Raw genomic sequence first — 25497 nt, forward strand, 5'->3', positions numbered from 1 at the left:
GCGACTAGATTCTGCGTTTTACCCTGCTCAGGATCTCTCCCATGAAACTCCGTTGCGCCGCCCTGCTGCTTGCCCTGGGCACCCTGCCGCTGGCTCAAGCGCGTACTACCGCAACCGAACCGTTCAGCTTCGGTCTGTGGGGCGACATGCCTTATGAGAAAAATGCGGACGCCAGCAAGATTCCGGCGCTGCTGGCCAGTCTCAACCAGTCCGACATCCGCTTCTCGATCTACGATGGCGACCTGAAAGACGGCAGCTCCGAATGCAAGGACAGCGTCTTTGCCGAAGCACGCGCAATGTTCAACCAGCTGCGCCGCCCCGTCGTGTATGTGCCCGGCGATAACGAGTGGACCGACTGCCACCGCAGCAACAATGGCGGTTACAGCAATCTGGAACGGCTGGCCTATCTGCGCAAGACCATGTTCAGCACACCGGCGAGCTTTGGCAAAACCACCTTGTCGCTGGAAATGCAGGGTAGCCCGGGGGAAAAGTTCGCCGAAAACACCCGTTTCAGCCACGGCCCGGTGGTGTTTGCCCACTTCAATATCCCCGGCAGCAACAACAACATGGTGCTGGACGACAAGGACTGCAGCAAGAAAAGTGCCCGCACTCCGGCTGATTGCGCGGCCGACAACGCCGAATACCAGGAACGCGATGCCACCAACATTGCCTGGCTGAAAGAAAGCTTTGCCAAGGCGCGCAGCCAGCACGCCCGCGGCATTGTGCTGGTGTTCCAGGCCGACCCGGGCTTCGATCTGCCGGAAACCGAAGACCAGGACGAGAGCAAGCTGCCGATGTACAGCGGCTACCGCAATTTCATCAGCAGCGTGATCAGCGAAACCGAACAATTCGACGGCCAGGTGCTGCTGGTGCACGGCGACACGCATTACTTCAAGGTCGACAAACCGCTGTACTCGCCGACGCGTCTGCTACCCAACCTGACTCGCGTCGAAACCTTCGGCAGCCCGCTGGTGCACTGGGTGCACGTTAGCGTCGATCCCAAGCGCCCGGAGCTGTTCACCGTGCGCCCGGTCATCGTCAAGCAATAAGACAGGCGGCCTGCTGCGCCAGCGCCGACGGTCTGGCCAGCAGGAAGCGCTGCAGGCGCTCGGCATAGTCGGGCGGTACCGCCGCCCGGACCGACTCGCGGGCCACCAGCGCGGCACGCCAGGCCTGCACACGGGGCAACCCCGCCGTCAGATCGGGTCGCCCCAGTTGCTCGAAGGCCGTGAAGTAGCGGAATACCGGTGCCATCGCCGCATCGACCAGCGAAAACGCCGCCCCGGCAAAATACGGCCCCTCGTTCAGCTGTACTTCCAGCCGCTGCAGCCGGTTGATGAGCTCCTGTTCGCGTACTTCCAGCCCGGCAGCATCGCTGGCGCTGTAGTAGCCAGCGATCAGCGCCAGCAACGCCGAGGCGTATTCAATCCAGCCCCGGTGCTGTGCCCGCGCCAGCGGCTCAGCCGGATGCAGGGCCGGCGAACAGGTTTCGTCGAGGTAGTCGCAGATCACGGCCGACTCGAAAATCGGCTGCCCGTTGACCAGCAGCACCGGCGTCTTGCCCAGCGGCGAGATGCCCAAGAACCACTCCGGCTTGTTGGCCAGATCAATGTCACGCCGGGTAAAGGGCACTTCCTTTTCCCGCAAGGTGATGTCGGCTCGCTGCACATAGGGGCACAGGGGATGACTGATCAGGATGAATTCAGCGGGTTTCATGCGCCAGTCCCCCGTTTGGAACCAGCCAGCGGCTGCGGCACAGCCCCAGTGCGCCATCGCCCCCCAGCCAGAGTGCCAGCAGGCTTAGCGACAGGAATACCGGGTATTCCCAGCCACCTCCCGGACTAGTGTGCACCCAGCCATTGCCCAGATGCACATAGGCCGCTCCCAGCATGATGGGCAAGAGCAGCAGCGCGACCTGCCGGGCATAGAAGCCCAGCAGCAGTGCCACGCCCCCGAGCAGCTCGGCGGCAAATACCGGGTAGGCCAGCCAGCCCGGCAGACCGACACTGCTGAAAAACTGTGCGGTACCCGGCAGGGTAAACACCAGCCATTTCAGCAAGGCGTGGGCAATCCACATGCAGCCTAACGCGCTGCGCAGCAAGGTCAGCCCCCAGGGGCTGACGGAATGGGACAAGGGGTGCGACATGATCTGCTCCTGAGGCGGTGAAAGTGACAGACGCAGTCTAGGCGTGCAAAGATGCAAGTAAAATCAGCCTGGATACAAACCATGATTGCAAATACGCAAAGCAGGCTCACGGCGGCCGATCTGGCGCTGGTTCTGGCGCTGGTGCGCGGCGCCAAGCTGGCCGGCGCAGGCGAACGTCTCGGGCTGGATGCCTCGACGGTATTCCGCAGCCTGCAGCGGCTGGAACGCGAACTGGGGCAGCCCCTGTTCGTGCGGCATCGCCGCGGCTATCAACCAGGCGAACTGGCGCTGGCGCTGGCGGCGCAGGCCGAGCAGATCGAAGCCGCACTCGATGCAGCACACGCCACCCTGCAGCAACAGCCTGCCCACGTGGCCGGCACAGTGCGCATCACCTCGACCGACACCATCCTGCACGGTCTGCTGGCTCCGGCGCTGGCCAGCCTGCGTGCTACCCATCCCTTGCTGGAATTCGACCTGCATACCGGCAATGAGCTGGCCAGCCTCACCCGGCGCGACGCCGACCTGGCCGTGCGGGCCACCCGTTCGCCGCCTGCCCATCTGGTTGGGCGCTGTCTGGGCAGCATCCGCGTCGCCCTTTACTGCCGTCAGGACAGCCGCTGGCAGCACCTGCCGCGCGAACAGGCCGACTGGATTGCGCCGGACGATGCGCTACCCGAACATCCCTCCGTCATCTGGCGCAAGAAGCACTACCCGCAGCTTCGCCCGGCCTACCGCGTGGGCAGCATCCAGAGCGTGCTGGAGCTGGTTGCCGCCGATCTGGGCATCGGGTTGTTGCCGATGTTCTTTGCCGCGTCACACCCCGAGCTGCGAGCCATCAGTGCCGAGTTGCCGGAGTGCCGGACCGAACTATGGCTGCTCGCCCATCCGGAATCCCGGCACCTGCGGCGCATCAGCACCGTTTACAGCCATCTGGCCGAGGCGATCAGCCTGCCGTGATGCATATACACACAAATGTATATGCAGCAAACCATTCGATGGCAGATCCTTCATGGCTATACCCATTGATCAGCCGGGATTGGCAAAGAACTCGCTCGGCGTTGCGCCGAACTGGCGGCGGAACATCGCGGTAAACGCGCTCGGGCTGGCATATCCGGCATCGTAGGCCACATCCAGCACCCGGCGCCCCGCGGCCAGCTGCTGCAGCGCAAACAACAGGCGCGCCTGCCGGCGCCATTCGCCGAAACTCATTCCCGTGGCGCGCTGGAAGCGGCGCTGCAGGGTGCGGCTGTCGATGCCCAGCCATGCGGCCCAGTCACCGGCACTGCGGGAATCATCGGGCACTTCCCGCAGCCGCTGGCACAGCGGCAGCAACAGCGGATCATCCGGCAGCGGCAAGGCCAGCGGCAAGCTGGGCAACACCTGCAACTCATCGAGCAGCACATGGATCAACCGTTCGGCGCGGCTGCCCGGTGCATGCGGCGGCACCAGCCCAATTGCGGCCAGCAACAGCTCGCGCAGCAGCGGTGTCACGCTCATGACTGCACAGGTCGCGGGCATGTTCACGACCGCATCCGGGCGTACATACACGCTGCGCACCAGCACCCGGGTCAGCATGCGCACCTGATGCCATTCACCCGGCGGAATCCAGATCGCGCGACTGGGCGGCGTGATCCACTGGCCGGCCGGCGTTTCAACCTCCATCACCCCTTCGATGGCAAACAGCACCTGCGCGACCGGATGCGTGTGCCGGATCGTGCCGGTTCCCGCCGGATAGGTTTCGGCCTTGCCGATCAGCAGGCCGTCGGCCATCGCCGGCGGCGGACCGACTTCGGTAATGGGTGCGGCGGGATCAGACATGTCGTTTTCTCGATAGTTGCTGTCCCGATCCAGCAGGACAGACAAAATCTTAACACCTAGCATGGCCGTGTCGTCCACCTTGTCATGGAGCACAACATGAACAGCAGCAGCGCCACCCTTGCCGCCGCGGCCACTCCCGGCGCCGGCAGCACCCGTTACCGGGTACTGATGGCCATCAGCATTGCGCATTTTCTGAACGACATGATGCAGTCGCTGATCCTGGCGATCTACCCCATCCTCAAAGGCAATTATCACCTCAGCTTTGCCGAAATCGGGCTGATGACGTTTACCTATCAATGCACCGCTTCGCTGCTGCAACCGCTGGTCGGGCTGATTACCGACCGCAAACCGATGCCGCGGGCGCTGGCCATCGGCATGACGTCCACACTACTGGGCCTGCTGCTGCTCTCGCAGGCCACCACCTTCCCCTTGCTGCTGCTCGCCGCGGCACTGGTGGGCACTGGCTCGTCGATCTTCCATCCGGAATCCTCGCGCGTGGCCCGCATGGCTTCAGGAGGTCAACTCGGGCTGGCACAATCGCTCTTCCAGCTCGGCGGCAACGGCGGTACGGCCATCGGCCCACTGCTGGCGGCACTGATCATCCTGCCATACGGGCAACACAGCGTGGCGTGGTTTGCCCTGGCGGCGCTGGTCGCCATCGGCGTGCTGTGGAAGGTCGGCAGCTGGTATCGCGCTCATCTGGCCAGCCAGCCGGCGCGCGCAGCCCGACAAGCCCTTGCACCGCTGTCGCCACTGCGCACGCGCATCACGCTGGCCGTGCTGATCGCACTGGTGGTCGGCAAGTATAGCTATCTGGCCAGCCTGCACAGTTATTACACCTTCTACCTGATGCAGCATTTCGCGCTGAGCGCACGCAATGCGCAGCTATACCTGTTTGCCTTCCTGTTTGCCGTGGCCGCCGGCACCCTGCTGGGCGGGCCGCTGGGCGACCGCATCGGCCGGCGCAGCGTGATCTGGCTGTCGATTCTTGGCGCGATCCCGTTTGCGCTGCTGCTGCCCTACGCCGGCCTCACCGGCACACTGCTGCTGAGCATGGCCGTGGGCTTCATCCTGTCTTCGGCCTTCTCGGCGATTCTGGTGTTTGCACAGGAACTGGTGCCCGGCAAGGTCGGCACCATTTCAGGATTGTTTTTCGGGCTGGCCTTCGGCATTGCCGGGCTGGCGGCGGCCGCACTGGGCTGGCTGGCGGATCACTGGGGAATCGTGGCGGTGTATCAGTTCAGCGCCTGGCTGCCACTGACCGGCCTGGTGGCTCTCGCGCTGCCCGATATCCGGCGCAAACTTTGACCATTACCCGCATACACAAGCATGTATGCATATGAAGCCCATAATAATAATGGGTTATCGCTAGATACCCATTATGAGCTCTGCTTACCCAACTCCACATCAGATACCTGAATGACAGCCAAGCCAATAAAAAACCCCGCATCGGCGGGGTTTTTTATTGGCAGCACACTGGTGATCAGGCCACAACCTTGGCTTGTGCACGGCGATGGGCGACGGCGTCGGCCAGCTCGTTGAGCAGCTTCTCGGTGTCGTCCCAGCCAATGCAGGCATCGGTGATCGACTGGCCGTAGCACAGCTCCTTGCCCACGCCATCGTCCTGACGGCCTTCGACCAGGTGGCTTTCGACCATCACGCCGAAAATGGCCTCATTGCCATCGCGCAGCTGGGCGGCGATGTCGCTGCAGACTTCCATCTGACGGCGGTAATCCTTGCGGCTGTTGGCATGTGAAAAATCGACCATGATCTTTTGTGGCAGGCCGGCAGCCGCCAGATCGGCCGAAGCGGAGCGCACGTGATTGGCGTCGTAATTCGGTTCCTTGCCGCCACGCAGGATGATGTGGCAGTCCTTGTTGCCGCCGGTGGCAACAATCGCGGAATGACCGTACTTGGTCACCGAGAGGAAATGGTGCGGCTGGCCGGCAGACTTGATCGCATCCAGCGCGATCTTGAGGTTGCCGTCAGTGCCGTTCTTGAAGCCGACCGGACAGGACAGACCGGAAGCCAGTTCACGGTGCACCTGGGACTCGGTGGTACGTGCACCGATGGCACCCCAGCTCATCAGATCGGCCACGTATTGCGGGGTGATCATATCGAGGAATTCGCCAGCGGTCGGCATGCCGGTACTGTTCAGATCCACCAGCAATTTGCGCGCAATGCGCAGGCCATCGTTGATGGCGAAGCTGCCGTTCAGATACGGGTCATTGATCAGGCCCTTCCAGCCCACGGTGGTGCGCGGCTTTTCGAAGTAGACGCGCATCACGATTTCGAGGCGATCCTTGAGCTTTTCGCGCAGCGGCAGCAGACGCTGGCCGTATTCCAGTGCGGATTTGGGATCGTGGATCGAGCACGGGCCGATGATGACCAGCAGACGGTCATCGTCGCCGGCCAGAATCTTGTGGATGGCGTTGCGGGCATTAAAGACCGTGGTCGAGCCCACTTCGCTGACCGGAAACTTCTCGATCACGGCCACGGGCGGGAGGAGTTCCTTGATTTCGCGAATGCGTACGTCGTCGGTCTGGTAATGCATGCTGGCCTCTCTGGCGGACTTACGGGATTGTGCCAATGGCGGGCAAGCCGCTGGCTTGTTCTTGAAAGCAGCCAGATTAGCGTTTTAGCGGGATTCCGTCCAGTTTCGGCCGGCAATCAGCAAGATAGCGGGAAGCAATCAGCCAGACTGGCAGCAATCGGCACAAAGGCCCTTGATGGTGATTTCCAGCTGCTGGGCGCGAAAGCCCGCCGGCAGGAAAACCGGCAGCTCGGTACTCATCTGTTCCAGGCAGAAAAACCGCCCGCAGTGGCTGCAGTGGAAATGGGCATGGCGGTGAGGCGTGGCAGCAGCAGCCGCGAAACGCCAGACACGGTCATCGCCGGCGAGCTTGTGCGCCAGCGCTTGCTCGGTCAGCCAGTCGAGGACCCGATACACGGTGACACGGTCAATGCCGTCACCCAGCGCCGCGAGGATGTCGGGGTGGGACAAGGGGCGCGGCGAAGCCAGCAAAATGGCCAGTACGCTGACGCGCATGGCCGTGCAGCGGCCCGCCGCCGCGGTCACGAGGCGACGCGCCTCGGCAATCCGCTCGGGGGCCGGCTGCAGCATGACGCGAACTTAGTCGGCGAACTGCTTTTTCAGCCGTTCGCGGCGTTCCTGCGCTTCCAGGGACAGTGAAGCAGTCGGACGAGCCAGCAAACGGGCCAGACCGATCGGTTCGCCGGTGTCTTCGCAGTAGCCGTATTCACCGGCATCAATCTTGCGCACAGTGGCATCGATCTTCTGCAGCAGCTTGCGTTCGCGATCGCGGGTGCGCAGCTCCAGCGCGTATTCTTCTTCCAGCGTGGCCCGGTCGGCCGGATCGGGAGTCGCTTCCTGCTCTTGCAGATGCTGGCTGGTCTGGGTGGCGTTGGCCAGCAGCTCGGCTTTCATCTGCAGCAGGCGTTCGCGGAAGAACTCCAGATGATCGCCATTCATGTAATCGTCTTCGGGGCCGTTCCAGGTGAGGATGTCTTGTTCCGTCAGTTTGGCCATAGTCGTTCTCGCGCGTGAAAACTTGGAAATCGGGGCGCAGCCTTCCTTACAGGGAATGCCAAGCAGTAAATGGGCAGGGAGCTTAATCAACTCGCTACCCGAATGCAATAAGGGCAGACGTGCCTATTTACAATTGTCAGAGTTATACCACGGCCATCCGGCCGACAGTAGGCAGCCCTTGGAGTCGCATCCAGCTGTGCTACACTCGGCAGTCAATTTTACTGCGGATAAACGTCGGGGAATGGATCGGTCGCAACGTTTCATGGTAGCAGCACTTGTCCTGTCGGGCATCGTGCACGTGATTCCTGTCGTGGCAGTCCATGTACTGGGCAAGCTGCCCGCCAAGCCGCGCCCGAAAGCCGCCGAGCCGCTGGAAGTGGTGCTGGTCAACCAGAAAACCACCACCCGCCCGAGCCGGGCGGATGTGCTGGCGCAGGCCAATGTCGATGGTGGCGGCAATACCGATGCCAAACATACGGCCAAATCCCCGCTGCCGGCCAAGAATGCGCCACCATCCACCGAGCTCGAGCAGAAGCATCAGGAGCAGCAGCAACTGGAGCAGAAAGCCGCCGAGCTGATGCGCCAGATCAAGTCGCAGCATGCCGCACCAGCCCAGGACAGCAAGTTGCAGCAGCCCAAGCCCGAGGGCAAGGGCGTCGATCAGGAAAGCCTGCGCGAGCAGGCGCGTGATCTGGCCGCCATGGCCGCACAGATCGACCGTGACTACAACGCCTACCAGCAAAAACCCCGCAAGGCCTTTGTCGGCGTCCGCGCCCAGCAGACCAGCGTCGCCATGTACGTCGACACTTGGCGGCAGAAAATCGAACGGGTTGGTACTCTGACCTACCCGACCGACAGCCACGGCCAGAAGCTGTTCGGCTCGTTGCGGGTCACCGTAGAAATCGCAGCCGATGGCTCGATTGCCTCGACCAGTATCGAAAAGAGTTCCGGCAATCCGGAGCTGGATGCCCAGGCGCTGCGCATCCTCAAGCTGGCCTCGCCCTTCCCGCCCTTGCCCGGCGACATCAAGGCCACCGATTCTTCCGGCCAGCCCGCACAGTTTCTCGTGATTACCCGCACCTGGACGTTCGCCAAGGGCGGCAGCTTCGGCACCCAGTACTGATGCCTTCCGGCGTCACCCGCATTCTCGGCATCGACCCCGGCTCGCGCATTACCGGCTTTGGCGTCATCGACGTTGCCGGCAGCCAGCAGGCGTATGTCGCATCCGGCTGCATCCGTACCCAGGGCGGCAGCCTGCCTGAACGGGTGAAAATCCTGCTCGATGGCATTCGCGAAGTCGTCGCCACCTATCAGCCCGATATTGCGGCGGTCGAAATCGTCTTCGTCAACGTCAACCCGCAATCGACCCTGATGCTGGGTCAGGCACGTGGCGCCGTGGTCGCGGGGCTGGTCGCGGCCGGTTTGCCGGTAGCCGAATACACCGCGCTGCAGGTCAAGCAAGCGGTGGTCGGCAACGGCCACGCCGACAAGGATCAGGTCGCCCACATGGTGCAGCGCCTGCTGCGCCTTTCCGGCCGGCCGCAGGCCGATGCCGCCGATGCACTGGGCGTGGCGCTGACGCATGCCCAGCACAGCGGAGGCGCTGCCCGCCAGCTGGCGGGCTACCGACAGCTCAGCATGAAGCGCGGTCGGCTGGCCTGATTTTCTTCAGCCATCAAACGCAGTCAGCCACTGCGGGAACAGCGCCAGCGGCATCGGTTTGGCGAAATGAAATCCCTGCAGATAATCACCGCCCATCCGGCCAATCGCTTCGGCCTGTTCGGCGGTTTCAACCCCTTCGCAGACCACCGGCAAGCCCAGTGCATGGGCCATTTCGATAATGGCCCGGATCAGCTTGTCGCCCCCCTGACCGATGCGCATCACAAAGGCCCGGTCGATTTTCAGCAGATGCAGCGGCAAGGAATGCAGGCGGGCGAGCGATGAATACCCGGTGCCAAAATCGTCGATGTGGAAATCGATGCCCAGCATCCGGCACTTGCGCATGGGCCCGAGCAATTCCGCTTCATTGCTCGCAAGCAGAGATTCGGTGAGCTCCAGATTGAGCTGGCGGGCCGGGAACTGGCTGGCGGCAAGAATACTCTGCAGGTCTTCGACAAAATGCGGCTCCAGCAACTCCTGCACGCTGATATTCAGGGATACCCGCAAGCCGGGGCGCTGCTGCACCAGAGGGGCCAGCAGGTCTCCCGCCTTCAGCAAGAAACGCAAGGTGTAATCCCGCATCAGATGGGCCTGCTCGGCGATGGGAATAAACCGTCCCGGAGAAATATCGCCCAGTTGCGGGTGGTGCCAGCGGCCAAGCAGTTCGATGCACTCCAGATGATTGCCATCGGCACTGATGATGGGCTGGAACCAGACCTGGATTCCCCCGTCGGCAATGGCCTGCCGCAGGTCATGCTCCAGTCTGGCCTGCTCTTCGAGCATGTGCTCCATGGCATCATTGAACAGTACCACCCGGTCACGCCCATCCTGCTTGGCCTTGTACATCGCAATATCGGCCTGCTTGAGCAACTGCGCCGGCTGCAGATGGCCGGCATAGCGTTGGGGCATGAACAGCACACCGATGCTGGCCGACACGGCCAGCTCTTCGCCATCCAGTGCAACCGGCCGGCACAGCTCGATCCGGATGCGCTCGGCCAGCTGCATGGCTGACTGCACCGTATCCAGCTCGCTCAGCAGCACCGCAAATTCATCCCCGCCCAGCCGGGCAGCGCAGTCGCTGGTGCGAATCATCGCATCAATGCGCCGCGACAATTCAATCAGCAGCGCATCGCCAGCCGGATGGCCATGCACATCGTTGACCATCTTGAAGCCATCCAGATCCACCAGCAGCAGGGCCAGTCCGCCGGCTTCGCCCACCCGCAGCGACAGCAGTGCATGCTTGATGCGCTCGGCCAGCATCACACGATTAGCCAGGCCAGTCAGGGCATCATGCGTCGCCTCGTGCCTGAGCTGCAGATGCTGGTGATCAATCCGGTCCAGCAGTTCATTGATGGTCTGGCCAAGCTGCCCGATTTCGTCCTCAGCCCCGGCATCCAACCGCACCCGGGAATTTGCCACGCGCAATTCGAGCAGCCGGGCGCAGTAGCCCTGCAGCCGCTCCAGCACCATGCGCGACAGGGCCAGCATCACCAGCCCCAGCGCCAGCCCCCAGATCAGCAGCAGGTTGCCCAGCAGCAACCAGGACGTCATGCGGCGTTCAGCGGACAGCAGACGCGGCCGATCCAGCTGCAGGCCATACCCCCGGGATACCATCTCCGCATTCTGGCGTACAGCACGGGTCGCATCGGCCCCCAGCGTCACCTGGTCATCAGTGACTTTACCCGGGGGAATCACCCGGAAGGTTTCACCGGCAATGCGCTGCAGATTGCCCAATCGCTGTGCGTCCAGCCAGCGCGCCATCAGCACATACCCGCGTACGGCGCCGCTGCCGTCACTGCGCACGATCGGGGCACTGCCCAACAGATAGGCCTGCTGTGCAAGAAACACCACCCTAGTACGGCTGCCCTGCGCGGGCAATTCGGCCTGCGCCAGCAGGGCCGCCGCCAGCTGGCCGGGCTGCGTTCCGACCTGCAGACCACCCTGGCGCCCACTCAGGCGCGGCATCTCGGCAGCAAGCCGCACCTGCCCGGCCGGATCGACCAGCAAGACCAGATCGGCATCCATATTGCCCAGCGCGGCTTCGGTATAGGTTGCGGCCACATACTCGTCACCGCCGCTGGCCATGAAGCGATATGTGTCGTCCCAGATGCCATAATCGCCAGCGAAACGCCCCAGCAGTTGCAACTGCTCAGCCAGCAGGATCGCGCAGGAATCCAGCGCAGAACGGCTCTGCTGCCGCTCGAACGCATCGAAACGCTGTTCCAGCACCTGCAAGGACAAGGCGCCCCCTGCCGCAATCGCCAGCAGCAGGCACAGCCCCAGCATCAGCAGCACCCGGCAGCGCAAGCCGCTCAACACTCCCTTCAGCATGCAACCCGCCCCGTCGTCTCCCTAAGAAAGATATAGCCCAAGGGATGCTGCAAAGCAGCAATCATGCACGCGATCACCGGAAGCAGTCGATGCGATACAGCAACCTCGAGCGGATAGATTCATCCGGCCAGCCCTCTGGTCATAGCATTGCGCACGGCAACAGCGACAAACACAGGCTATGGTCAGACAAAGCGGAGCCCGCCATGCGCCTGATCGCCCACCTGATAACCCTGCTGCTGCCTGCCACACTGGCCGCCAGCACGCTGACCCTGCGCACCTACGGGCGTGCCTCGCCCCCCTTTTTCGAAACCGGTGCCGCCACGCAACTGACGAAGGGGGCCTGCCCGGAGCTGTTCGCCGCCCTGACCCGGGTACAACCGGAGCTGCGCTTCACCGGACAGACCCAGAACATGTCGCTCGCACTGATCGAAAAAGGTCTGGAACAGCATAGCATCGATGTAGCCTGCAGCTTTGGCCGCACCCGCGAGCGGGAAATGATTGCGGATTATCTGCTGCCCCTGTGGCAATCCCGGCACAAGCTGCTGGTACGCCAGGACGATACGGTGCAGATCAGCAGCCTGGCCGAACTGGCAGTGCTTTCGCGCGCCAGCCCGGTCATCGTGCGCCGCAGCAGTGTCTACGCCGAGCGATTACGGCTGGCAGGCGTCAGCATTGATGACAGCAGCAGTGATTCGCCCGCCCTGCTGCAGAAGCTACTGGCTGGGCGCAGCCGCTTTCTCTATTCAGACGAACATCAGCTGGCCGCACTGATCGAATCGGCAGGACAAACCGGGAAAGTGCGCATCCTGCCGGCCACCCTGCATTCCGAGCCGCTGTATCTGATCGTCAGCAAGGGCACCAGCGAGGCTGCGCGAACACAGCTTCGACAGGCCATGCAGGCCCTGCGCGATTCGGGCGACTACCAGCGCATCCTGCAGCGCTATCACCTGGAAGCGCCGACCCAGCCCTAAGCCGGCGGCGCCTGCACAGCGCCACAAGCATCACCAAGGGTATTGAACTACGGTCCTTATCGAATAAGGCATGCAGGCCTATACCCAGCACCACATTACACGGCGGCGGCCAGCACCTGCAGTTGCTGGCGAATCAGCTCCTGCAGCTTTTCATCGACCAGATCGCCGGCCTCATTGAAGCTGGCGGTAAACGCATTGGCGAACACTTCGGGCTTGTTCAACGGGCGCAGGTCAAGAAACACGCAAGTCTGGCGCAGATGATACTGCGCCCGCGACGTGCCCATGCCGCCGCCCGCCCCCATGATCGCCAGCGGCTTGCCGGCCAGCGGGCTTTCCGCCTCGCGCGATGCCCAGTCCAGCGCATTTTTCAGCGCCGGCGCCATCGAATAGTTGTATTCCGGGCAGGCAATCACCAGCGCATCGGCACTACGCAACTGCTCGACCAGCCGCTGCACCGCTGCCGGCTTCTCGGCGATGTCGCCGTTGTAAAACGGCAGATCGCCCACTTCGGCAACCTCGAAGCTCACGCCATCGGGAACATGGCTGCCGGCATAGCGCAGCAGACCGGCATTGCGGGATGCCTTGCGCAAACTGCCGCACAGGCCGACGAATTTCAGGGGCTTGCTCATGGATGCTCCTCGCGATACGCCACAGTGAAAACTGGTGGCAAGTACAGCCAAGTATGCTTCACCCGCTGGTCAAATGCGTTGCAAAACACTGAATAAGTTCAGCGGTTTTTCTGCATTCCCCGCTCACGGGCATTTGCCGCCCAAGCCCTGGCGATCACCTCAGGCTAGCGCCCCAGCATCGCCTGCACATCGCGCACCAGCTGCAGCGAGGCTTCGATTTCGTCCTTGCGGATCGCGACGCTTTCCACATTGCAGCCGATGGGTATCTGCTTGGATGCAGCGTATTCAATCAGCTCGGCAAAGATACTGCGGCAGGCATTGAGCGAATCGCCAAGAATGTCGACCGAGTGGCTGAGGTCGTTTTCCAGCCATTTGGGTATGCTGATGCCCAGCCATTTCATGAACTGCAGCGTCTTCACCGAACCACACGGCGTGATGGTGAAGATGATCGGCACCATGTCGATGTCCTGCTCGCGGCAGTGGTAGTAGTAATCCGAGAGGAAGGTTTTGGCCGCCTCGACGTTGTACACGCACTGGGTGATGAAATAGCTGCAGCCCTGCGCCATCTTGGCGGCGACGCGCAGGTGTTCGTCCTGCTTCACCAGATGCCGCTCGGGGATGGCGACACCGCCCAGCAAGAGATCCGGGCTGTGCTGCTGCCGCAGCGCATAGGCGTCGTTCATGGTCAGCGTCACGCGCTGCTGGCGCGAGGCGGCGCCGACAAACACCGCCAGCCCCTGCTGCTGTGCCTGCAGATAAGCGGTGAAACTCTCGGGCGAGTATTTGGCGGTACAGCGGTAGGTAATCTTCGGCAGATCAAGACTGGCGAGGTGTTCAGCCGCATACATTACCGGGTCGAGCGTTTCGATGAACGGAAACGGGCGAGCTTCGCTGGTGCGGTCGGCTTCGTCCTGGATGTCGTAGAGCACCAGCCCGTCAACGCCAAGGCTGCGGATGCGCTCGACCTGCGTCGCGGCAATCTCGGCGATTTTTTCCGGCGTGTTCTGCGCCTTGGGCGGGGTGATGCCGTACAGCACGATGCCGTTGGTGCGTTGGCGGATCAGGTCTTGCAGCATGGTCAATTTGCTTCCGGCATCCGGAAAAAGCGTTCCGGGTGTTGGTCAATATAATGGCTAAGCGGCCCCCACAAACCCGCCCGATAAGCTGCGGGCAGTGACGCAAAAGGGCGACGCATCAGCGCGAAATAGTCGTCGGTGTAGGCATCCCAGTGCTCGAACTGGCGGCGCGCCTGTGCCAGCGCTGCCGCATCGGCATAGGCGGGATGCTGCTCGCGGCGTTCCCGGAGCGCCTCCAGCAGCGCTAGGCGCTCGTCCTGATCCCTGGGCACCGGGCGCGGCAGACAGGCACACACCGCTTCGCACAGCTCGGCGAATTCTTGCAGCCCGAAGGCACGGAAACCCGCCAGAGCCTCTTCGGCGACCGCACCGTAGCTGTTCTCGAAAAACTGGTCAAAGCCGCCATTGCAGACTTGTGCATCCAGCGTCACCAGCGCACCGAGCCAGCGCAATTCAGCGGGCAAGCACTGGTACTGCGAATCGGCGGCGTCGGTTGCATCCCAGCAACCTGCCTGCATGCCAGGTTCCAGTGCCCGGAACACGTATGCGTCGATCTCGCCCTGCCATTGCGCCAGCGGGCCGGGCCAATCAGCCAGATAGCAGTCTGCCTGCGCCATGCTCTTACAGCGCCAACAGAACCCGTTTCGCCGCCGCAATGGTCGCGGCGATATCGGCATCGCTATGCGCGGCAGACACAAAGCCCGCCTCGAAAGCCGACGGCGCCAGGTACACGCCTTCGCCGAGCATGGCGTGGAAGAAGGCGTTGAAACGCGCGCGGTCGCAGGCCATCACATCGGCATACGATTGCGGCGCAGTGGCGCTCATGTACACACCGAACATGCCACCGACGCTGTGCGCGGTAAACGCCGTATTCAGCTCCTTGCCGACTGCGTTGAAGCCGGCCGCCAGTTGCGCGGTGCGCGCCGTCAGTGCGTCGAAAAAGCCCGGCTGGCGGATCAGGTTCAGCGTGGTCAGGCCCGCAGCAACGGCCAGGGGGTTGCCCGACAGCGTGCCGGCCTGATACACCGGACCCAGCGGGGCGAGCTTGGCCATGATGTCGGCCCGGCCGCCGAAGGCCGCCAGCGGCATGCCGCCACCAACCACCTTGCCCAGACAAGTCAGGTCGGGGGTAATGCCGTGCAGCCCTTGCGCGCAGCCGAGGCCAACGCGAAACCCGGTCATCACTTCGTCGTAGATCAGCACCGCGCCGTGGTCTTGCGTCAGTTTGCGCATCGCGGCGACGAATTCCTTGCTCGCGGGTACCAGATTCATATTGCCCGCCACCGGCTCAACGATCAGCGCGGCGATTGCTGCGCCCTGCTCGGCAAACAGCGCTTCCAGCGCGGCGACGTCGTTGTACGGCAGCACGAGGGTGTCAGCCGCTACCGCTGCCGGTACGCCAGCGGAGGATGGATTGCCGAAGGTCAAGAGACCGGAGCCAGCCTTCACCAGCAGGCTGTCGGCGTGGCCGTGGTAGCAGCCTTCGAACTTCACCAGCTTGTCGCGGCCGGTGTAGCCGCGCGCTAGGCGGATCGCGCTCATGGTCGCCTCGGTGCCGCTGGACACCAGCCGCACCTGTTCAATCGACGGCAGCAGCTCGCACAGCAGATCGGCCAGATCGATTTCGGCGGCGGTCGGCGCGCCGAAGCTCATGCCGTTGCGCGCGGCCTTTTCCACGGCCTCGATCACCTGCGGGTGGCAATGGCCGAGAATCAGCGGCCCCCAGGAGCCAACGTAATCGATATAGCGTTGGCCATCTGCGTCCCACACATACGCGCCCTCGCCTTTGGCGAAAAAGCGCGGCGTGCCGCCCACCGAGCCGAAGGCCCGCACCGGCGAATTCACCCCACCGGGAATATGGCGCTGCGCAGCAGCAAACAGTTCTTCGTTACGCGACATGATGCTTTCCTTGTTCCGGATCTTCTGCATATAGCCTGCATGGTATTGCCATGCGGACTATTTTATAAATGGGCTACGGGCAGATACCCCGTTACCACTGCGTATAGGGTTTCAGCGTGAGCTGGCTGTTGTAATAGCGCTTGTCGCCGGTGACCTCTGCCCCCAGCCAGCCCGGCTGCGGCATCGGGGCATCGACGCTGGGCAGCTCAATCTCGGCAACGATCAGCCCGGCATTCTCGCCGTGAAATTCGTCGATTTCCCAGACCAGACCATTACCGGCGTCGACCAGATGGCGGGTCTTGTCGAGGACACTGGGGCACAGCGCCAGCATCGCCTCGGCATCAGAAAGTGGCACCGGATATTCGAATTCGGCCCGGCTCATGCCATCGAGGCTGGCGCCCTTGATGGTCAGAAAACCGCCAGCGCCCTTGATCCGTACGCGCACGGTGCGGCCCGGCTCGGTGCTCAGATAACCCTGCGCGATGCGGGTGGACTGGCTAATTTCGGCCCGCCAGCCATCGCTGGCCAACAGGTATTTGCGTTCGATTTCGGTTGCCATGCTGTCTCAAATGAGCAAACGTGCTCGCGCAAGGCGCATAGCCGAAGACAGTACCCAGAGTACGGCGAGGCGAAGCAACGCAGCACGGGAACGTTTGCTTTACTGATTGTCGTCGCGCCAAAGAAAACGGCGCACCAGGGGTGCATTTTACCCGTGTGCGCCGCGCTGTGCGGGGATTTGCGGATGGGATCACGGACACTTGCCTCACGGCCTGCTCCAAATAGGAAAGATGACCGCTCTCGACTCACTTCGGACACTCAATTATAAGCTCTATCGCTTTGGTCAAAACCGCCAAAGCGGGGGTTAGGCCCAAACCAGTATGCTTTACCTGCCTTAATAAGAAAGCCCAAAGTTGCCAATACTGCAACGCCTAAACCAAGTGAAACTGCAAACAATCCGACTTCGAACCATACCTGCTCAGACAGATTTGGAAAATAAGTCCCAATCATATACAAAAATGTAAATGTAATTGCAAAATGACATAACCAGCCAAATGAAAAAATGGCCCAGCGCAGCTGAAAATGCGCGAACAATTCTTGCTCTGTTGGAAGCGGTCCTACCCAAGCGAATGCGACACGACTCACAATGCTCCTCGGGTATCTATGTAGCAGCCAGAGTAGTAAACGTAGAGCGAGGAAGAAAATAAAAATATTTTCGACTTTCATTTGGAAACCAATAAAACTCACAATTAACGCATCTTACCGGCAGCTAACACTTGGACTACCGGCGCGCATTTGTGACTGAACTAACCCGAAGCGTCATTTCCGCTCTTGGATGTAAACCACCAATATAATTGAATGTCACTGCTACGATAACTGTAATGCATTGGCCAGTCAGAACGGCTTCACCACCACCAGTATCGTCACCGCAATCAGAATCAGCACCGGCACTTCGTTGAAGAAGCGGTACCAGACATGGCTGCGGGTGTTTTTGTCAGCGGCGAAGTCGCGATAAATCTTCCAGCACCAGCCGTGATAGCCGGCCAGCAGCAGCACCAACGTGAGCTTCACGTGCATCCAGCGCCAGCCTTCGCCGGCGAAGAAGCCATACAGCCCCCACATCCAGATGCCGGTCGCCAGCGCCAGAATGCCGATGGGCGTCATGAAGCGATAGAGCTTCCGTTCCATCAGCTTCAGGCGGGCGATTTCGGCGGGTTCAGTCGCCATCGCATGATTGACGAACAGGCGCGGCAGGTAGAACAGGCCGGCGAACCAGCTGACGACCATGATGATGTGAAAGGCTTTTACCCAGAGCATTTACTTGGCCTTGTTCTTGGTACTGGTCGTTTTCTGCACCGGCTTGGTTTTCTGCTCGGCCAACGCCGCCTGATACAGCGGTTGTACCTTGGCAATCTGCGCGGTCAGATCGGCAATGCGGGATTCGGCCGAGGGGTGGGTCGACATGAATTCCGGCGTGCCGCCGCCATTCTTGGCCTGCATCTTGCGCCAGACATTCACTGCCGCCTGCGGGTTGTAACCGGCGCGCGCGGCCAGTTCGACGCCCATGCGGTCGGCTTCGGCCTCGTGCTCGCGGCTGTTCGGCAGCGTCCACAGATACTTGGTCCCTTCCTGTGCTACACCGATCGCATTGTCATACTTTCCGCCGGTGAGGATGGATACGCCACTGAACAGCAGATTCTGTGTCGCGGCATCCGATGCGCGTTCGCGGGAGTGTTCACGCAGTGCGTGCGCCATTTCATGGCCCATGATGGCGGCGATTTCGTCATCCGTGAGCTGCAGCTGTTCGATGATGCCGCTGTAGAACATGATCTTGCCGCCGGGCATGCACCAGGCATTCAGTTCGTTCTTGGTCAGCACATTGACTTCCCATTTCCAGCTGCCCAGGTCATCGCGGAATACCTTGGTCTGCGGGATCAGGCGATTGGCAATGGCACGTACACGTGCTGCCTGTGACGGGTCACGGTTGAGCAGGCCGCGTGCCTGTGCGTCGCGGACCAGTTGCTGATAGCTCTGGTTGGCCTGCGCTTCCAGCTCGGCACTGCTTACCAGTGCGCTCATGTTCTGACTGCGGTTGGCGCCGACGGCGCCGCCCTTGGTGGTGCTGACGCTCTGACAGGCGCTGAGGATACCGGCCATCGCCAGCACCAGAGTAATACGGGTCAATTGCATGGTTCGTCGTTTCCGTGGGTTCTGTATCGGTCGAATCAGATCTCGACCATATCGAAATCATCCTTGCGGGCACCGCAGTCCGGGCAGGACCAGTTCGGCGGCACATCCGCCCAGCGCGTTCCCGGTGCAATGCCGTCTTCGGGGCGGCCTTCTTCCTCGTCGTAAATGAAGCCGCAAATCAGGCACATATATTTCTTCATGCGAATCTCCCGGCGATGTGGGTTACCATGGAACATATTACCCCATCCTGTCTGATTCCATGACTCCTACCCCGCCTGTAGTGCTTGTCTTCACAGCCAATGATCCTTCCGGTGGCGCCGGCGTGGTCGCCGATGTCCTGACGCTGTCGTCGCTGGGATGCCATGTGCTGCCGGTGATTACCGCGATCACGGTACAGGACACCAATGGCGTGCAGGAGTTTCAGGCCATTGATGCCGAGCAGATCGACGAGCAGGCGCGCTTCATTCTGGAAGATATCCGCATCGACGCGATCAAGGTCGGCATGGTCGGCAGCGTGGAGAATCTCGCGGTCATTGCCGAGATCGCCTCGGACTATCCCGAAGTGCCGCTGGTCCTTGATGCGCAGCTGATGGTGCAACATCAGGATGATCTGGACTCCGAAGAAATCGCCGGCGCGATGCGTGATCTGCTGATCCCGCATTCGACCATCATTACCCCCGATGTGCGTTCGGCACGGATGCTGGCCAGCGACGATCCGGACGAACAATCCGATCTGCCGCTGGATGTTGCAGCCCAGCGCCTGCTGGCCCTGGGCTGTGAATATGTGCTGATTACCGGCTCGCAGGACAGCTCCAGCAAAACCGGCAATACGCTGTACAGCAGCAACGGCCGCATGCGCAACGACAGCTGGGCGCGGCTGCCCGGCCGTTTCCACGGCGCCGGAACCACGCTTTCTGCCGCACTGGTCGGTGCGCTGGCCAATGGTGCGGACATGAATACCGCCGTGCAGGAAGCCCAGGAGTACACGCAGCAAACACTGGCCAATGCCTATCGTCCCGGCATGGGCCTGCTGGTGCCCGACCGGCTCTTCTGGGCACGCCCCGCCGAAGAAGGCGACACTGCGGCGGCCACGCCGCAGTAATGTTTCACGTGAAACACGCGCTCATCCTGCTCAATGGCCAGCCCAGCCCGGAGTTTGCCGCCTTGGCAGCTGCGCTGCACCGCCAATTGCCCGGCATGCTGCGCTTTAATGTCGCCTTGCTGGAAAACGGGATTCTTCAGCATGGCACTATGCCCCTCGAACATGCCATGCATTACTGCCTGCCCGCCCTGCTGCAGGCGGGCCAGGTGCTGCTGGTCGAGCATGGCTGGCTGGGTAGCGAATCCAAGCGTGAGCTGCTAACCGAACTGGCCGGCTATCACGCGCTGCTGCTGGGAATCCGGCAGCCCGGCGATACTGACGAACTGCATGCGGGCTTCGATTATGATGGGCAGTGGCCGCTGACCGAAGCCACCAGCCCTGCGGAGCTCGCTGGCGAAATACTGGCCGCACTCCCCGAACTTTCCGCCAGCGGTTGCTGGAGCAGCCTGCAGAATCTGGCCTGATCAGGCCGGGCCGCCCCAGCCTTGGGGTTCACGCTGCTGCAGAACCCGCAATAGTGCCTCACGGGCAGTTTCGATCACATCCAGCGAGGCGGAACTCACCAGTTCCTGCTCGCCCTGCGGGCCGACGGCATACAGGCCGTAGCGCAGTTCTTCGGGCCTGACTGTGGTGGCCCAAACCGGGTGAATGGCGTAGCGCATGATTGCTCTCCTGCGAAACCATGTCAGTTACTTCGACATTCACCATGCAAAGATTAAGCCAGAATGACAGACGGTCATTCCATGTGCCGGCAACGATCTTTGCCTGCATGGGTATAAGCAATTAACCAAGCAAATACCCGGCCAACCCCGAGATACCAACCCATGTATCTGGCTAGTCGCCGCCACCACCGCCACATCCGCCACCGCAACTGCTGCCACAGCTGCCTGAGGAGGAACTATCCGAACAGGAACTGCCGGTGTCTGCACCGCCAGGCTGGCAATCATTGCCGCCGCCAGATACCGTGCCGCAAGCGACGCCGCAAGACGTCCTCGACTTGTCATCACTGGCTGTCGCGGCAGAACGATGTGGCAATCCCTGCTGCAAGCTGAGCAGTTCGGAGCCAGAAAGCACCGCAGCCAGACCCAGCTGGGCATCCACCGCAAAAAGCAACGGGATTTTGCTGGACTGCCTTACCTCCAGCCCTTCATCACGGCAGGCGGCGGCCCAGCTATTGGCCAGCGAACGACGTTCACGCACAGCGTGCTCGGTGGCGACATAGGGCTGATGATCGAGGTAGCGGCCGAATGCGCTCTGACAGAATTCCCGGTACTCCCGGGTAAACAGGATATGGGTGTGCCACAGTTCGTCAGCCGCACGCGAAGGCATGGCCAGCTCGACACCTGGCGTACGGGCCAGCATGCGGTAGTACTGGCGCAAAGCATGGCTGGCGCGCCGCACAGCCTTTTCGTCCAGCGCCGCTTCGCGGGCGCAGCGCTGCAATACCGCATCAGGAAAGGTGTACTGATCAATATACAGCAGGCGCCGCTCAAGCCGGCTGCGCTGCAGGCGACGCAGCGCGTACGACAGCAGCAGCACGCCCCCCAGCAGCAAGACTGCCGGCCAGACTCCCAGAAACAGGTAGAGCAGCAGCACAGCCAGCGGGAACAGCAGGAACCTGCTGAACAACCACCAGACCGTCGGCCAACCGGATTCCGCTACCTGTTCCGCCACGCCGCTGTGCCCTCAACGATCAATCAGAAGCCGGGAAACTTGAACCCAGCGTTGACCGGCTTGCCCTTGCGGGCCCGCTTGCCGATGTAGGGTGCCATGGAATTGGCATCCAGCTGCATTTCCATCGGCTTGCCGCCACGCCCCGTGTAGTTGAGCGTGAGATTCTCGCCATCGCAGACCGTGATGGACGACAGCTCGTCCTTGTCATCCAGCGCCATGGTAATCACCCCACGCCCGCCGCCCGCAAGCTGCTTGAATTCGGCATAGGGGAACAGATGCAGCTTGCCAGCCTTCGACATGCACGCCACCAGCGATGTTTCACGTGGAACGAAGCTGCGCACCTTGAGCAACGATTCACCCGCTTCCAGCGTGATGAAGCTCTTGCCGGCCTTCTGGCGGCTGAGCAGGTTTTCATATTGGCAGGCAAAGCCGTAACCCGCACTGTTGGCAATCACCAGCCAGTCCTGCGCTGCGGCAGTCAGCATCTGCGTAATACGGGTCTTGGCCGCGAGATCAACCAGCGTGGTCACCGGCACACCATCGCCGCGCCCGCCCGGGATGACCGCAGCGGCAACGGTATAAACACGGCCATCGCTGCCGAACAAGGCAAGGTTATCAACGGTACGGCATTCCAGTGCGGCCAGCAGGGCGTCGCCGTCCTTGAAGCTGAGATTTTGCAAATCGAGCCCATGGCCCTGCCGTGCGCGCAACCAGCCCTTCTCGGAAAGAATGATGGTCACCGGCTCATCGACCACGGCCACTTCGACCGAGGCCTTCTCGGCCTCTTCGATCAGCGTGCGGCGCGGATCGGCAAATTTCTTGCGATCGGCCTCGATCTCCTTCACCACCTGCTTCTGCATGGCCTGCGGATTGGCCAGCAGCTCTTCCAGCCCGGCTTTTTCTTCGCGCAGTTCGCTGAGCTCCTGCTCGATCTTGATTGCTTCCAGTCGCGCCAACTGGCGCAGCCGGATTTCCAGAATGTCTTCGGCCTGCCGCTCACTCAGGCGGAATGCCACCATCAGGGCCGGTTTGGGCTCGTCCGATTCGCGAATGATGCGAATCACCTCGTCGATATTCAGCAATACAATCTGCCGGCCTTCGAGGATGTGAATGCGGTCGTTGACCTGGCCAAGCCGGTGTTCACAGCGACGGGTCACCGTGACAAAGCGGAAATCGATCCATTCCTCCAGCAGCTGCTTGAGATTTTTCTGCCCCGGACGACCATCGCGGCCGATGGTCACCAGATTGAGTGACAGGCTCGTTTCCAGGCTGGTATGCGCCAGCAACAGATTCATCAGCTCATCAGGATTCTGCCGCGACGACTTCGGCTCCAGCACAAGCCGTACTGCGCAGTCCTTGCCGGATTCATCGCGCACGCGATCCAGTACCGACAGAATCAGCTGCTTGGTCTGGGTCTGCTCCTGCGTCAGCGTCTTTTTGCCCTTCTTGACCTTGGGATTGGTCAGTTCCTCGATTTCTTCCAGCACCTTCTGTGTCGAGGTGCCCTGGGGCAACTCGGTCACCACCATCTGCCACTGGCCACGCGCGAGATCTTCCTTCACCCAGCGCGCGCGCACCTTGAGGCTGCCACGGCCGGATTCGTAGGCGGCAAGGATGTCGCGCGCACCGGAAATGATCTGCCCTCCTCCGGGCAGATCAGGGCCCTGGATGTACTGCTGCAAGTCGGCGACAGTGAGTTGCGGTTTCTTGATCAGTGCAATTGCGGCGTCCGCGACCTCTCCAAGATTATGCGAAGGGATTTCGGTGGCCATACCGACCGCGATACCGGAGGCGCCATTGAGCAGCAGCATCGGCAGCCTGGCCGGTAGCAGCTCCGGCTCCTTGAAGGCGCCATCGTAGTTCGGAATGAAATCAGTCGTACCCTTGTCGAGCTCGCCCAGCAGCAATTCGGCAATCGGGGTTAGGCGCGCTTCGGTGTAGCGCATCGCGGCAGCACCATCCCCATCGCGCGAACCAAAGTTGCCGTGGCCATCGATCAGCGGGTAGCGCAGCGAAAAATCCTGCGCAATTCGCACCAGCGCGTCGTAGGCAGCCTGGTCACCGTGCGGGTGGAATTTACCCAGCACCTCGCCGACGATACGCGCCGACTTGACCGGCTTGGCACTCGCCGCCAGCCCCAATTCGTGCATGGTGTAGAGAATGCGGCGCTGTACCGGCTTCTGGCCATCTTCGATCTCCGGCAGCGCGCGGCTTTTCACCACACTCATGGCATATTCGAGGTAGCTCTTTTCGGCATACAGGCCAAGCTGTACCGATTCGCCATCATCCGGCATCTGGCCGGAGGTCTGGGCGGATACGAATTTGCCGCCGCCACCGGCCGCCGGGAGCGGTTCGGCTGCGGCCGCGTCGGCGCTTTCGGGAATATCAAGCAGATCGGACATGGGCACTATTCAGGATAAGGATTGCAGGCATTGTAACGGGGCAAAGGCTTTCGGCAAGTGCCGCTGATGTTTCACGTGAAACAGATGTGCCGAACTCGCGCAATTATCGCCGCAGCCAGCAGGCAAATGCCGCCAGCGCGGCATGCACATCCGGGCCATAGCTCACACCGGCGGCCGCCTCCCAAAGCATCAGGTTCAATGGTGCGGCAAAATCTTCGACTGACAAGCCATCACCATCGCGAGGGTGCATGCCGCCAGTATTGGCCACCCGATCGAGTTGCGTCACCCCCGCTACCCCATCGGGCAACCACAGCCACACCGGCTTGCCCAGTGCAAAGGCAAAGCCCACCTCGAAAGCCGTGCCGGAATCAGGTTCGCTCACGCTGCGGAAGGTGCGCAAATCAGCAAACACCGCATCAGCCTCGCGGATCAGCGCATAGTTGGCATGGGCGATCCAGTGACGCATCCCGGCCTTGTCCAGACCTTCGGGGACGGCCTGATCCAGCGGATACAGCCCCTGCAAACCACAGGCAGCACAAGCAGCCTTCTGCTCTTCCCCCCATTGCAGCGGGTCAGGAAAGAACACCCCTGGGCCTGCCAGATATACGCGTTGTACTGAAGTCAAGCTTGTGGTCATTTCTGCGTCATTCCATCAGGAAATCGTTATACTCATCCCGAAGATCATTCCGACAGCTCCGGGGGGAATCAATGTTTTTTGGCAACAAACAAAAATTGCAGGATCTGGAAGCCCAGCTGCGCGCTCTGGAGGCCGACAAGAAGCGGCTGGAACAGCAGAACCAGCAATTGCAAAGCCAGCAGCATCAGCTGGAAAGCCAGCTTTCCTCACTGCGGCATGATGCGGCATCGTACCAGTCCGGTCGCCAGGCATTGCAGGATTTCAGTCACACCTTCCAGGAAGCCCAGGATGGCATAGCCGGTCTGGCAGACAAGCTGAAGGAAGAAAAGCGCTGTGCGCAGGCCGTGACCCGCGTTTCAAGCGACAACAGCAGCACCATTGCCGACATTGCCAGCAATCTGCAGGGCCTCTCCACGACGGCAGCCGAGTCGGTATCGCAGGTCGAGCGTCTGGATGCTCAATCCGAGCAGATCAGTGGCATCGTGCAGTTGATCAAGGAAATCGCCGACCAGACCAACCTGCTGGCACTGAATGCCGCGATTGAAGCTGCACGTGCCGGCGAACAGGGGCGCGGCTTTGCCGTGGTGGCCGATGAAGTCCGCAAGCTGGCCGAACGCACCAGCTCGGCGACCAAGGACATCACCAACCTGGTTGGCAGCATCCGCAGCGAAACCCAGGCCGTGAAATCCGAGATGGAAAAGCTTGCCCTGCAGACCGCAGAATACAGCGAGAAAGGCAATACAGCCGCTCGCGACATGGAACTGCTGATCGAAGTTTCGCGCGAGATGGAAGAACTGATTGCCGGCAATGCCAGCCGCAGCGAACAGGAAGTCAGCCATATCGAGCAACTGGCTCAGCGCTTCGGCAGCCTGCTGCGCTAAGCAGCAGGCCCGCAAGTAAAAAAGCCTGCCATAC

General features: G+C 61.6%; 29 protein-coding genes. 9 read left to right on the top strand and 20 right to left on the bottom strand.

Annotated features, from left to right (window positions below):
* Window positions 1-41: 41 nt before the first annotated feature.
* Window positions 42-1049 carry a hypothetical protein gene (locus INR99_RS02005; RefSeq protein ID WP_194114610.1) on the top strand — a complete coding sequence of 336 codons (1008 nt, stop codon included), beginning with the start codon at window positions 42-44 and terminating at the stop codon, window positions 1047-1049.
* Here the strand turns inward: INR99_RS02005 and INR99_RS02010 are convergent.
* Entirely contained in the window at window positions 1039-1716 is a 678-nt protein-coding gene (locus INR99_RS02010; protein ID WP_194114611.1) for a glutathione S-transferase family protein, read from the bottom strand. The genes INR99_RS02005 and INR99_RS02010 overlap by 11 nt on opposite strands.
* On the bottom strand, window positions 1703-2146 hold the full coding sequence (locus tag INR99_RS02015; RefSeq protein ID WP_194114612.1) for a DoxX family protein: 444 nt from the start codon (window positions 2144-2146) through the stop codon (window positions 1703-1705). The genes INR99_RS02010 and INR99_RS02015 overlap by 14 nt, the downstream gene beginning before the upstream one ends.
* Before the next feature lie 81 nt (window positions 2147-2227).
* Between INR99_RS02015 and INR99_RS02020 the strand changes: the two genes are divergently transcribed.
* Complete coding sequence (locus tag INR99_RS02020) at window positions 2228-3103, top strand: LysR family transcriptional regulator (RefSeq protein WP_194114613.1); 876 nt, start codon at window positions 2228-2230, stop codon at window positions 3101-3103.
* A gap of 69 nt (window positions 3104-3172) precedes the next feature.
* Here INR99_RS02020 and INR99_RS02025 read toward each other — a convergent pair whose 3' ends face one another.
* The gene (locus INR99_RS02025; protein ID WP_194114614.1) at window positions 3173-3964 is read right to left on the bottom strand and encodes an AraC family transcriptional regulator; all 792 of its coding nucleotides are present in this window, start codon (window positions 3962-3964) and stop codon (window positions 3173-3175) included.
* A 96-nt stretch (window positions 3965-4060) separates the two neighbouring features.
* Between INR99_RS02025 and INR99_RS02030 the strand changes: the two genes are divergently transcribed.
* Entirely contained in the window at window positions 4061-5272 is a 1212-nt protein-coding gene (locus INR99_RS02030) for an MFS transporter (RefSeq protein ID WP_194114615.1), read from the top strand.
* 175 nt (window positions 5273-5447) lie between these two features.
* Here INR99_RS02030 and aroG read toward each other — a convergent pair whose 3' ends face one another.
* The 3 genes from aroG to dksA all read right to left on the bottom strand — a co-directional run bounded on the left by aroG (window position 5448) and on the right by dksA (window position 7514).
* The gene (gene aroG, locus INR99_RS02035; RefSeq protein ID WP_194114616.1) at window positions 5448-6518 is read right to left on the bottom strand and encodes a 3-deoxy-7-phosphoheptulonate synthase AroG; all 1071 of its coding nucleotides are present in this window, start codon (window positions 6516-6518) and stop codon (window positions 5448-5450) included.
* A 138-nt stretch (window positions 6519-6656) separates the two neighbouring features.
* A complete protein-coding gene (locus INR99_RS02040) occupies window positions 6657-7088 on the bottom strand; it encodes a Fur family transcriptional regulator (protein ID WP_194114617.1) in 432 nt (143 codons plus the stop codon).
* Window positions 7089-7097: 9 nt separating this feature from the next.
* The gene (dksA, locus tag INR99_RS02045) at window positions 7098-7514 is read right to left on the bottom strand and encodes an RNA polymerase-binding protein DksA (protein WP_194114618.1); all 417 of its coding nucleotides are present in this window, start codon (window positions 7512-7514) and stop codon (window positions 7098-7100) included.
* A 262-nt stretch (window positions 7515-7776) separates the two neighbouring features.
* Between dksA and tolA the strand changes: the two genes are divergently transcribed.
* Both tolA and ruvC read left to right on the top strand, forming a co-directional pair.
* Window positions 7777-8637: a cell envelope integrity protein TolA gene (gene tolA / locus INR99_RS02050; RefSeq protein ID WP_194114619.1), complete on the top strand. Its 861-nt coding sequence runs from the start codon at window positions 7777-7779 to the stop codon at window positions 8635-8637.
* Complete coding sequence (ruvC, locus tag INR99_RS02055; RefSeq protein ID WP_194114620.1) at window positions 8637-9176, top strand: crossover junction endodeoxyribonuclease RuvC; 540 nt, start codon at window positions 8637-8639, stop codon at window positions 9174-9176. Before tolA ends, ruvC begins: the two co-directional genes overlap by 1 nt.
* 6 nt (window positions 9177-9182) lie before the next feature.
* On the opposite strand, the gene INR99_RS02060 is transcribed toward ruvC, so the two are convergent.
* Window positions 9183-11504 carry a putative bifunctional diguanylate cyclase/phosphodiesterase gene (locus INR99_RS02060; protein WP_194114621.1) on the bottom strand — a complete coding sequence of 774 codons (2322 nt, stop codon included), beginning with the start codon at window positions 11502-11504 and terminating at the stop codon, window positions 9183-9185.
* Between the two features lie 203 nt (window positions 11505-11707).
* Here INR99_RS02060 and INR99_RS02065 point away from each other — a divergent pair, with 203 nt between their 5' ends.
* Window positions 11708-12475 carry a substrate-binding periplasmic protein gene (locus INR99_RS02065; RefSeq protein WP_194114622.1) on the top strand — a complete coding sequence of 256 codons (768 nt, stop codon included), beginning with the start codon at window positions 11708-11710 and terminating at the stop codon, window positions 12473-12475.
* 95 nt (window positions 12476-12570) lie between these two features.
* Here INR99_RS02065 and INR99_RS02070 read toward each other — a convergent pair whose 3' ends face one another.
* The 9 genes from INR99_RS02070 to INR99_RS02110 all read right to left on the bottom strand — a co-directional run bounded on the left by INR99_RS02070 (window position 12571) and on the right by INR99_RS02110 (window position 18967).
* Complete coding sequence (locus INR99_RS02070; protein WP_194114623.1) at window positions 12571-13104, bottom strand: NADPH-dependent FMN reductase; 534 nt, start codon at window positions 13102-13104, stop codon at window positions 12571-12573.
* Window positions 13105-13268: 164 nt separating this feature from the next.
* On the bottom strand, window positions 13269-14180 hold the full coding sequence (locus INR99_RS02075; RefSeq protein WP_194114624.1) for a methylenetetrahydrofolate reductase: 912 nt from the start codon (window positions 14178-14180) through the stop codon (window positions 13269-13271).
* A gap of 2 nt (window positions 14181-14182) precedes the next feature.
* On the bottom strand, window positions 14183-14797 hold the full coding sequence (locus INR99_RS02080) for a DMP19 family protein (RefSeq protein ID WP_194114625.1): 615 nt from the start codon (window positions 14795-14797) through the stop codon (window positions 14183-14185).
* Between the two features lie 4 nt (window positions 14798-14801).
* Window positions 14802-16079, bottom strand: coding sequence for a glutamate-1-semialdehyde 2,1-aminomutase (gene hemL / locus INR99_RS02085; protein ID WP_194114626.1), 1278 nt, complete (start codon window positions 16077-16079; stop codon window positions 14802-14804).
* A 91-nt stretch (window positions 16080-16170) separates the two neighbouring features.
* A complete protein-coding gene (locus INR99_RS02090; protein WP_194114627.1) occupies window positions 16171-16638 on the bottom strand; it encodes a CYTH domain-containing protein in 468 nt (155 codons plus the stop codon).
* 257 nt (window positions 16639-16895) lie between these two features.
* On the bottom strand, window positions 16896-17303 hold the full coding sequence (locus INR99_RS02095) for a hypothetical protein (protein WP_194114628.1): 408 nt from the start codon (window positions 17301-17303) through the stop codon (window positions 16896-16898).
* Window positions 17304-17471: 168 nt separating this feature from the next.
* Window positions 17472-17894: a protoporphyrinogen oxidase HemJ gene (gene hemJ, locus INR99_RS02100; RefSeq protein ID WP_194114629.1), complete on the bottom strand. Its 423-nt coding sequence runs from the start codon at window positions 17892-17894 to the stop codon at window positions 17472-17474.
* Window positions 17895-18767, bottom strand: a complete 873-nt coding sequence (locus INR99_RS02105; RefSeq protein WP_194114630.1) for a M48 family metallopeptidase — start codon at window positions 18765-18767, stop codon at window positions 17895-17897.
* Window positions 18768-18802: 35 nt separating this feature from the next.
* On the bottom strand, window positions 18803-18967 hold the full coding sequence (locus tag INR99_RS02110; protein WP_194114631.1) for a rubredoxin: 165 nt from the start codon (window positions 18965-18967) through the stop codon (window positions 18803-18805).
* Window positions 18968-19026: 59 nt separating this feature from the next.
* On the opposite strand from INR99_RS02110, the gene thiD reads away from it, so the two are divergent.
* Both thiD and INR99_RS02120 read left to right on the top strand, forming a co-directional pair.
* On the top strand, window positions 19027-19869 hold the full coding sequence (gene thiD, locus INR99_RS02115) for a bifunctional hydroxymethylpyrimidine kinase/phosphomethylpyrimidine kinase (protein WP_194114632.1): 843 nt from the start codon (window positions 19027-19029) through the stop codon (window positions 19867-19869).
* A gap of 8 nt (window positions 19870-19877) precedes the next feature.
* Window positions 19878-20333 (top strand): P-loop NTPase family protein, encoded by a 456-nt coding sequence (locus INR99_RS02120; RefSeq protein ID WP_194114633.1) that lies wholly within the window; start codon window positions 19878-19880, stop codon window positions 20331-20333.
* On the opposite strand, the gene INR99_RS02125 is transcribed toward INR99_RS02120, so the two are convergent.
* The 4 genes from INR99_RS02125 to INR99_RS02140 all read right to left on the bottom strand — a co-directional run bounded on the left by INR99_RS02125 (window position 20334) and on the right by INR99_RS02140 (window position 24582).
* Window positions 20334-20531, bottom strand: coding sequence for a hypothetical protein (locus INR99_RS02125; protein ID WP_194114634.1), 198 nt, complete (start codon window positions 20529-20531; stop codon window positions 20334-20336).
* Between the two features lie 172 nt (window positions 20532-20703).
* On the bottom strand, window positions 20704-21543 hold the full coding sequence (locus INR99_RS02130; RefSeq protein WP_194114635.1) for a glycine-rich domain-containing protein: 840 nt from the start codon (window positions 21541-21543) through the stop codon (window positions 20704-20706).
* 23 nt (window positions 21544-21566) lie between these two features.
* Complete coding sequence (gene parC / locus INR99_RS02135) at window positions 21567-23945, bottom strand: DNA topoisomerase IV subunit A (RefSeq protein WP_194114636.1); 2379 nt, start codon at window positions 23943-23945, stop codon at window positions 21567-21569.
* Window positions 23946-24048: 103 nt separating this feature from the next.
* Entirely contained in the window at window positions 24049-24582 is a 534-nt protein-coding gene (locus tag INR99_RS02140) for a nucleoside 2-deoxyribosyltransferase (RefSeq protein WP_194114637.1), read from the bottom strand.
* Between the two features lie 71 nt (window positions 24583-24653).
* Here INR99_RS02140 and INR99_RS18000 point away from each other — a divergent pair, with 71 nt between their 5' ends.
* Window positions 24654-25463 (top strand): methyl-accepting chemotaxis protein, encoded by an 810-nt coding sequence (locus tag INR99_RS18000; protein WP_194114638.1) that lies wholly within the window; start codon window positions 24654-24656, stop codon window positions 25461-25463.
* Window positions 25464-25497: the final 34 nt, after the last annotated feature.

This window comes from Chitinilyticum piscinae (assembly GCF_015223195.1).
GTDB lineage: Bacteria > Pseudomonadota > Gammaproteobacteria > Burkholderiales > Chitinibacteraceae > Chitinilyticum > Chitinilyticum piscinae.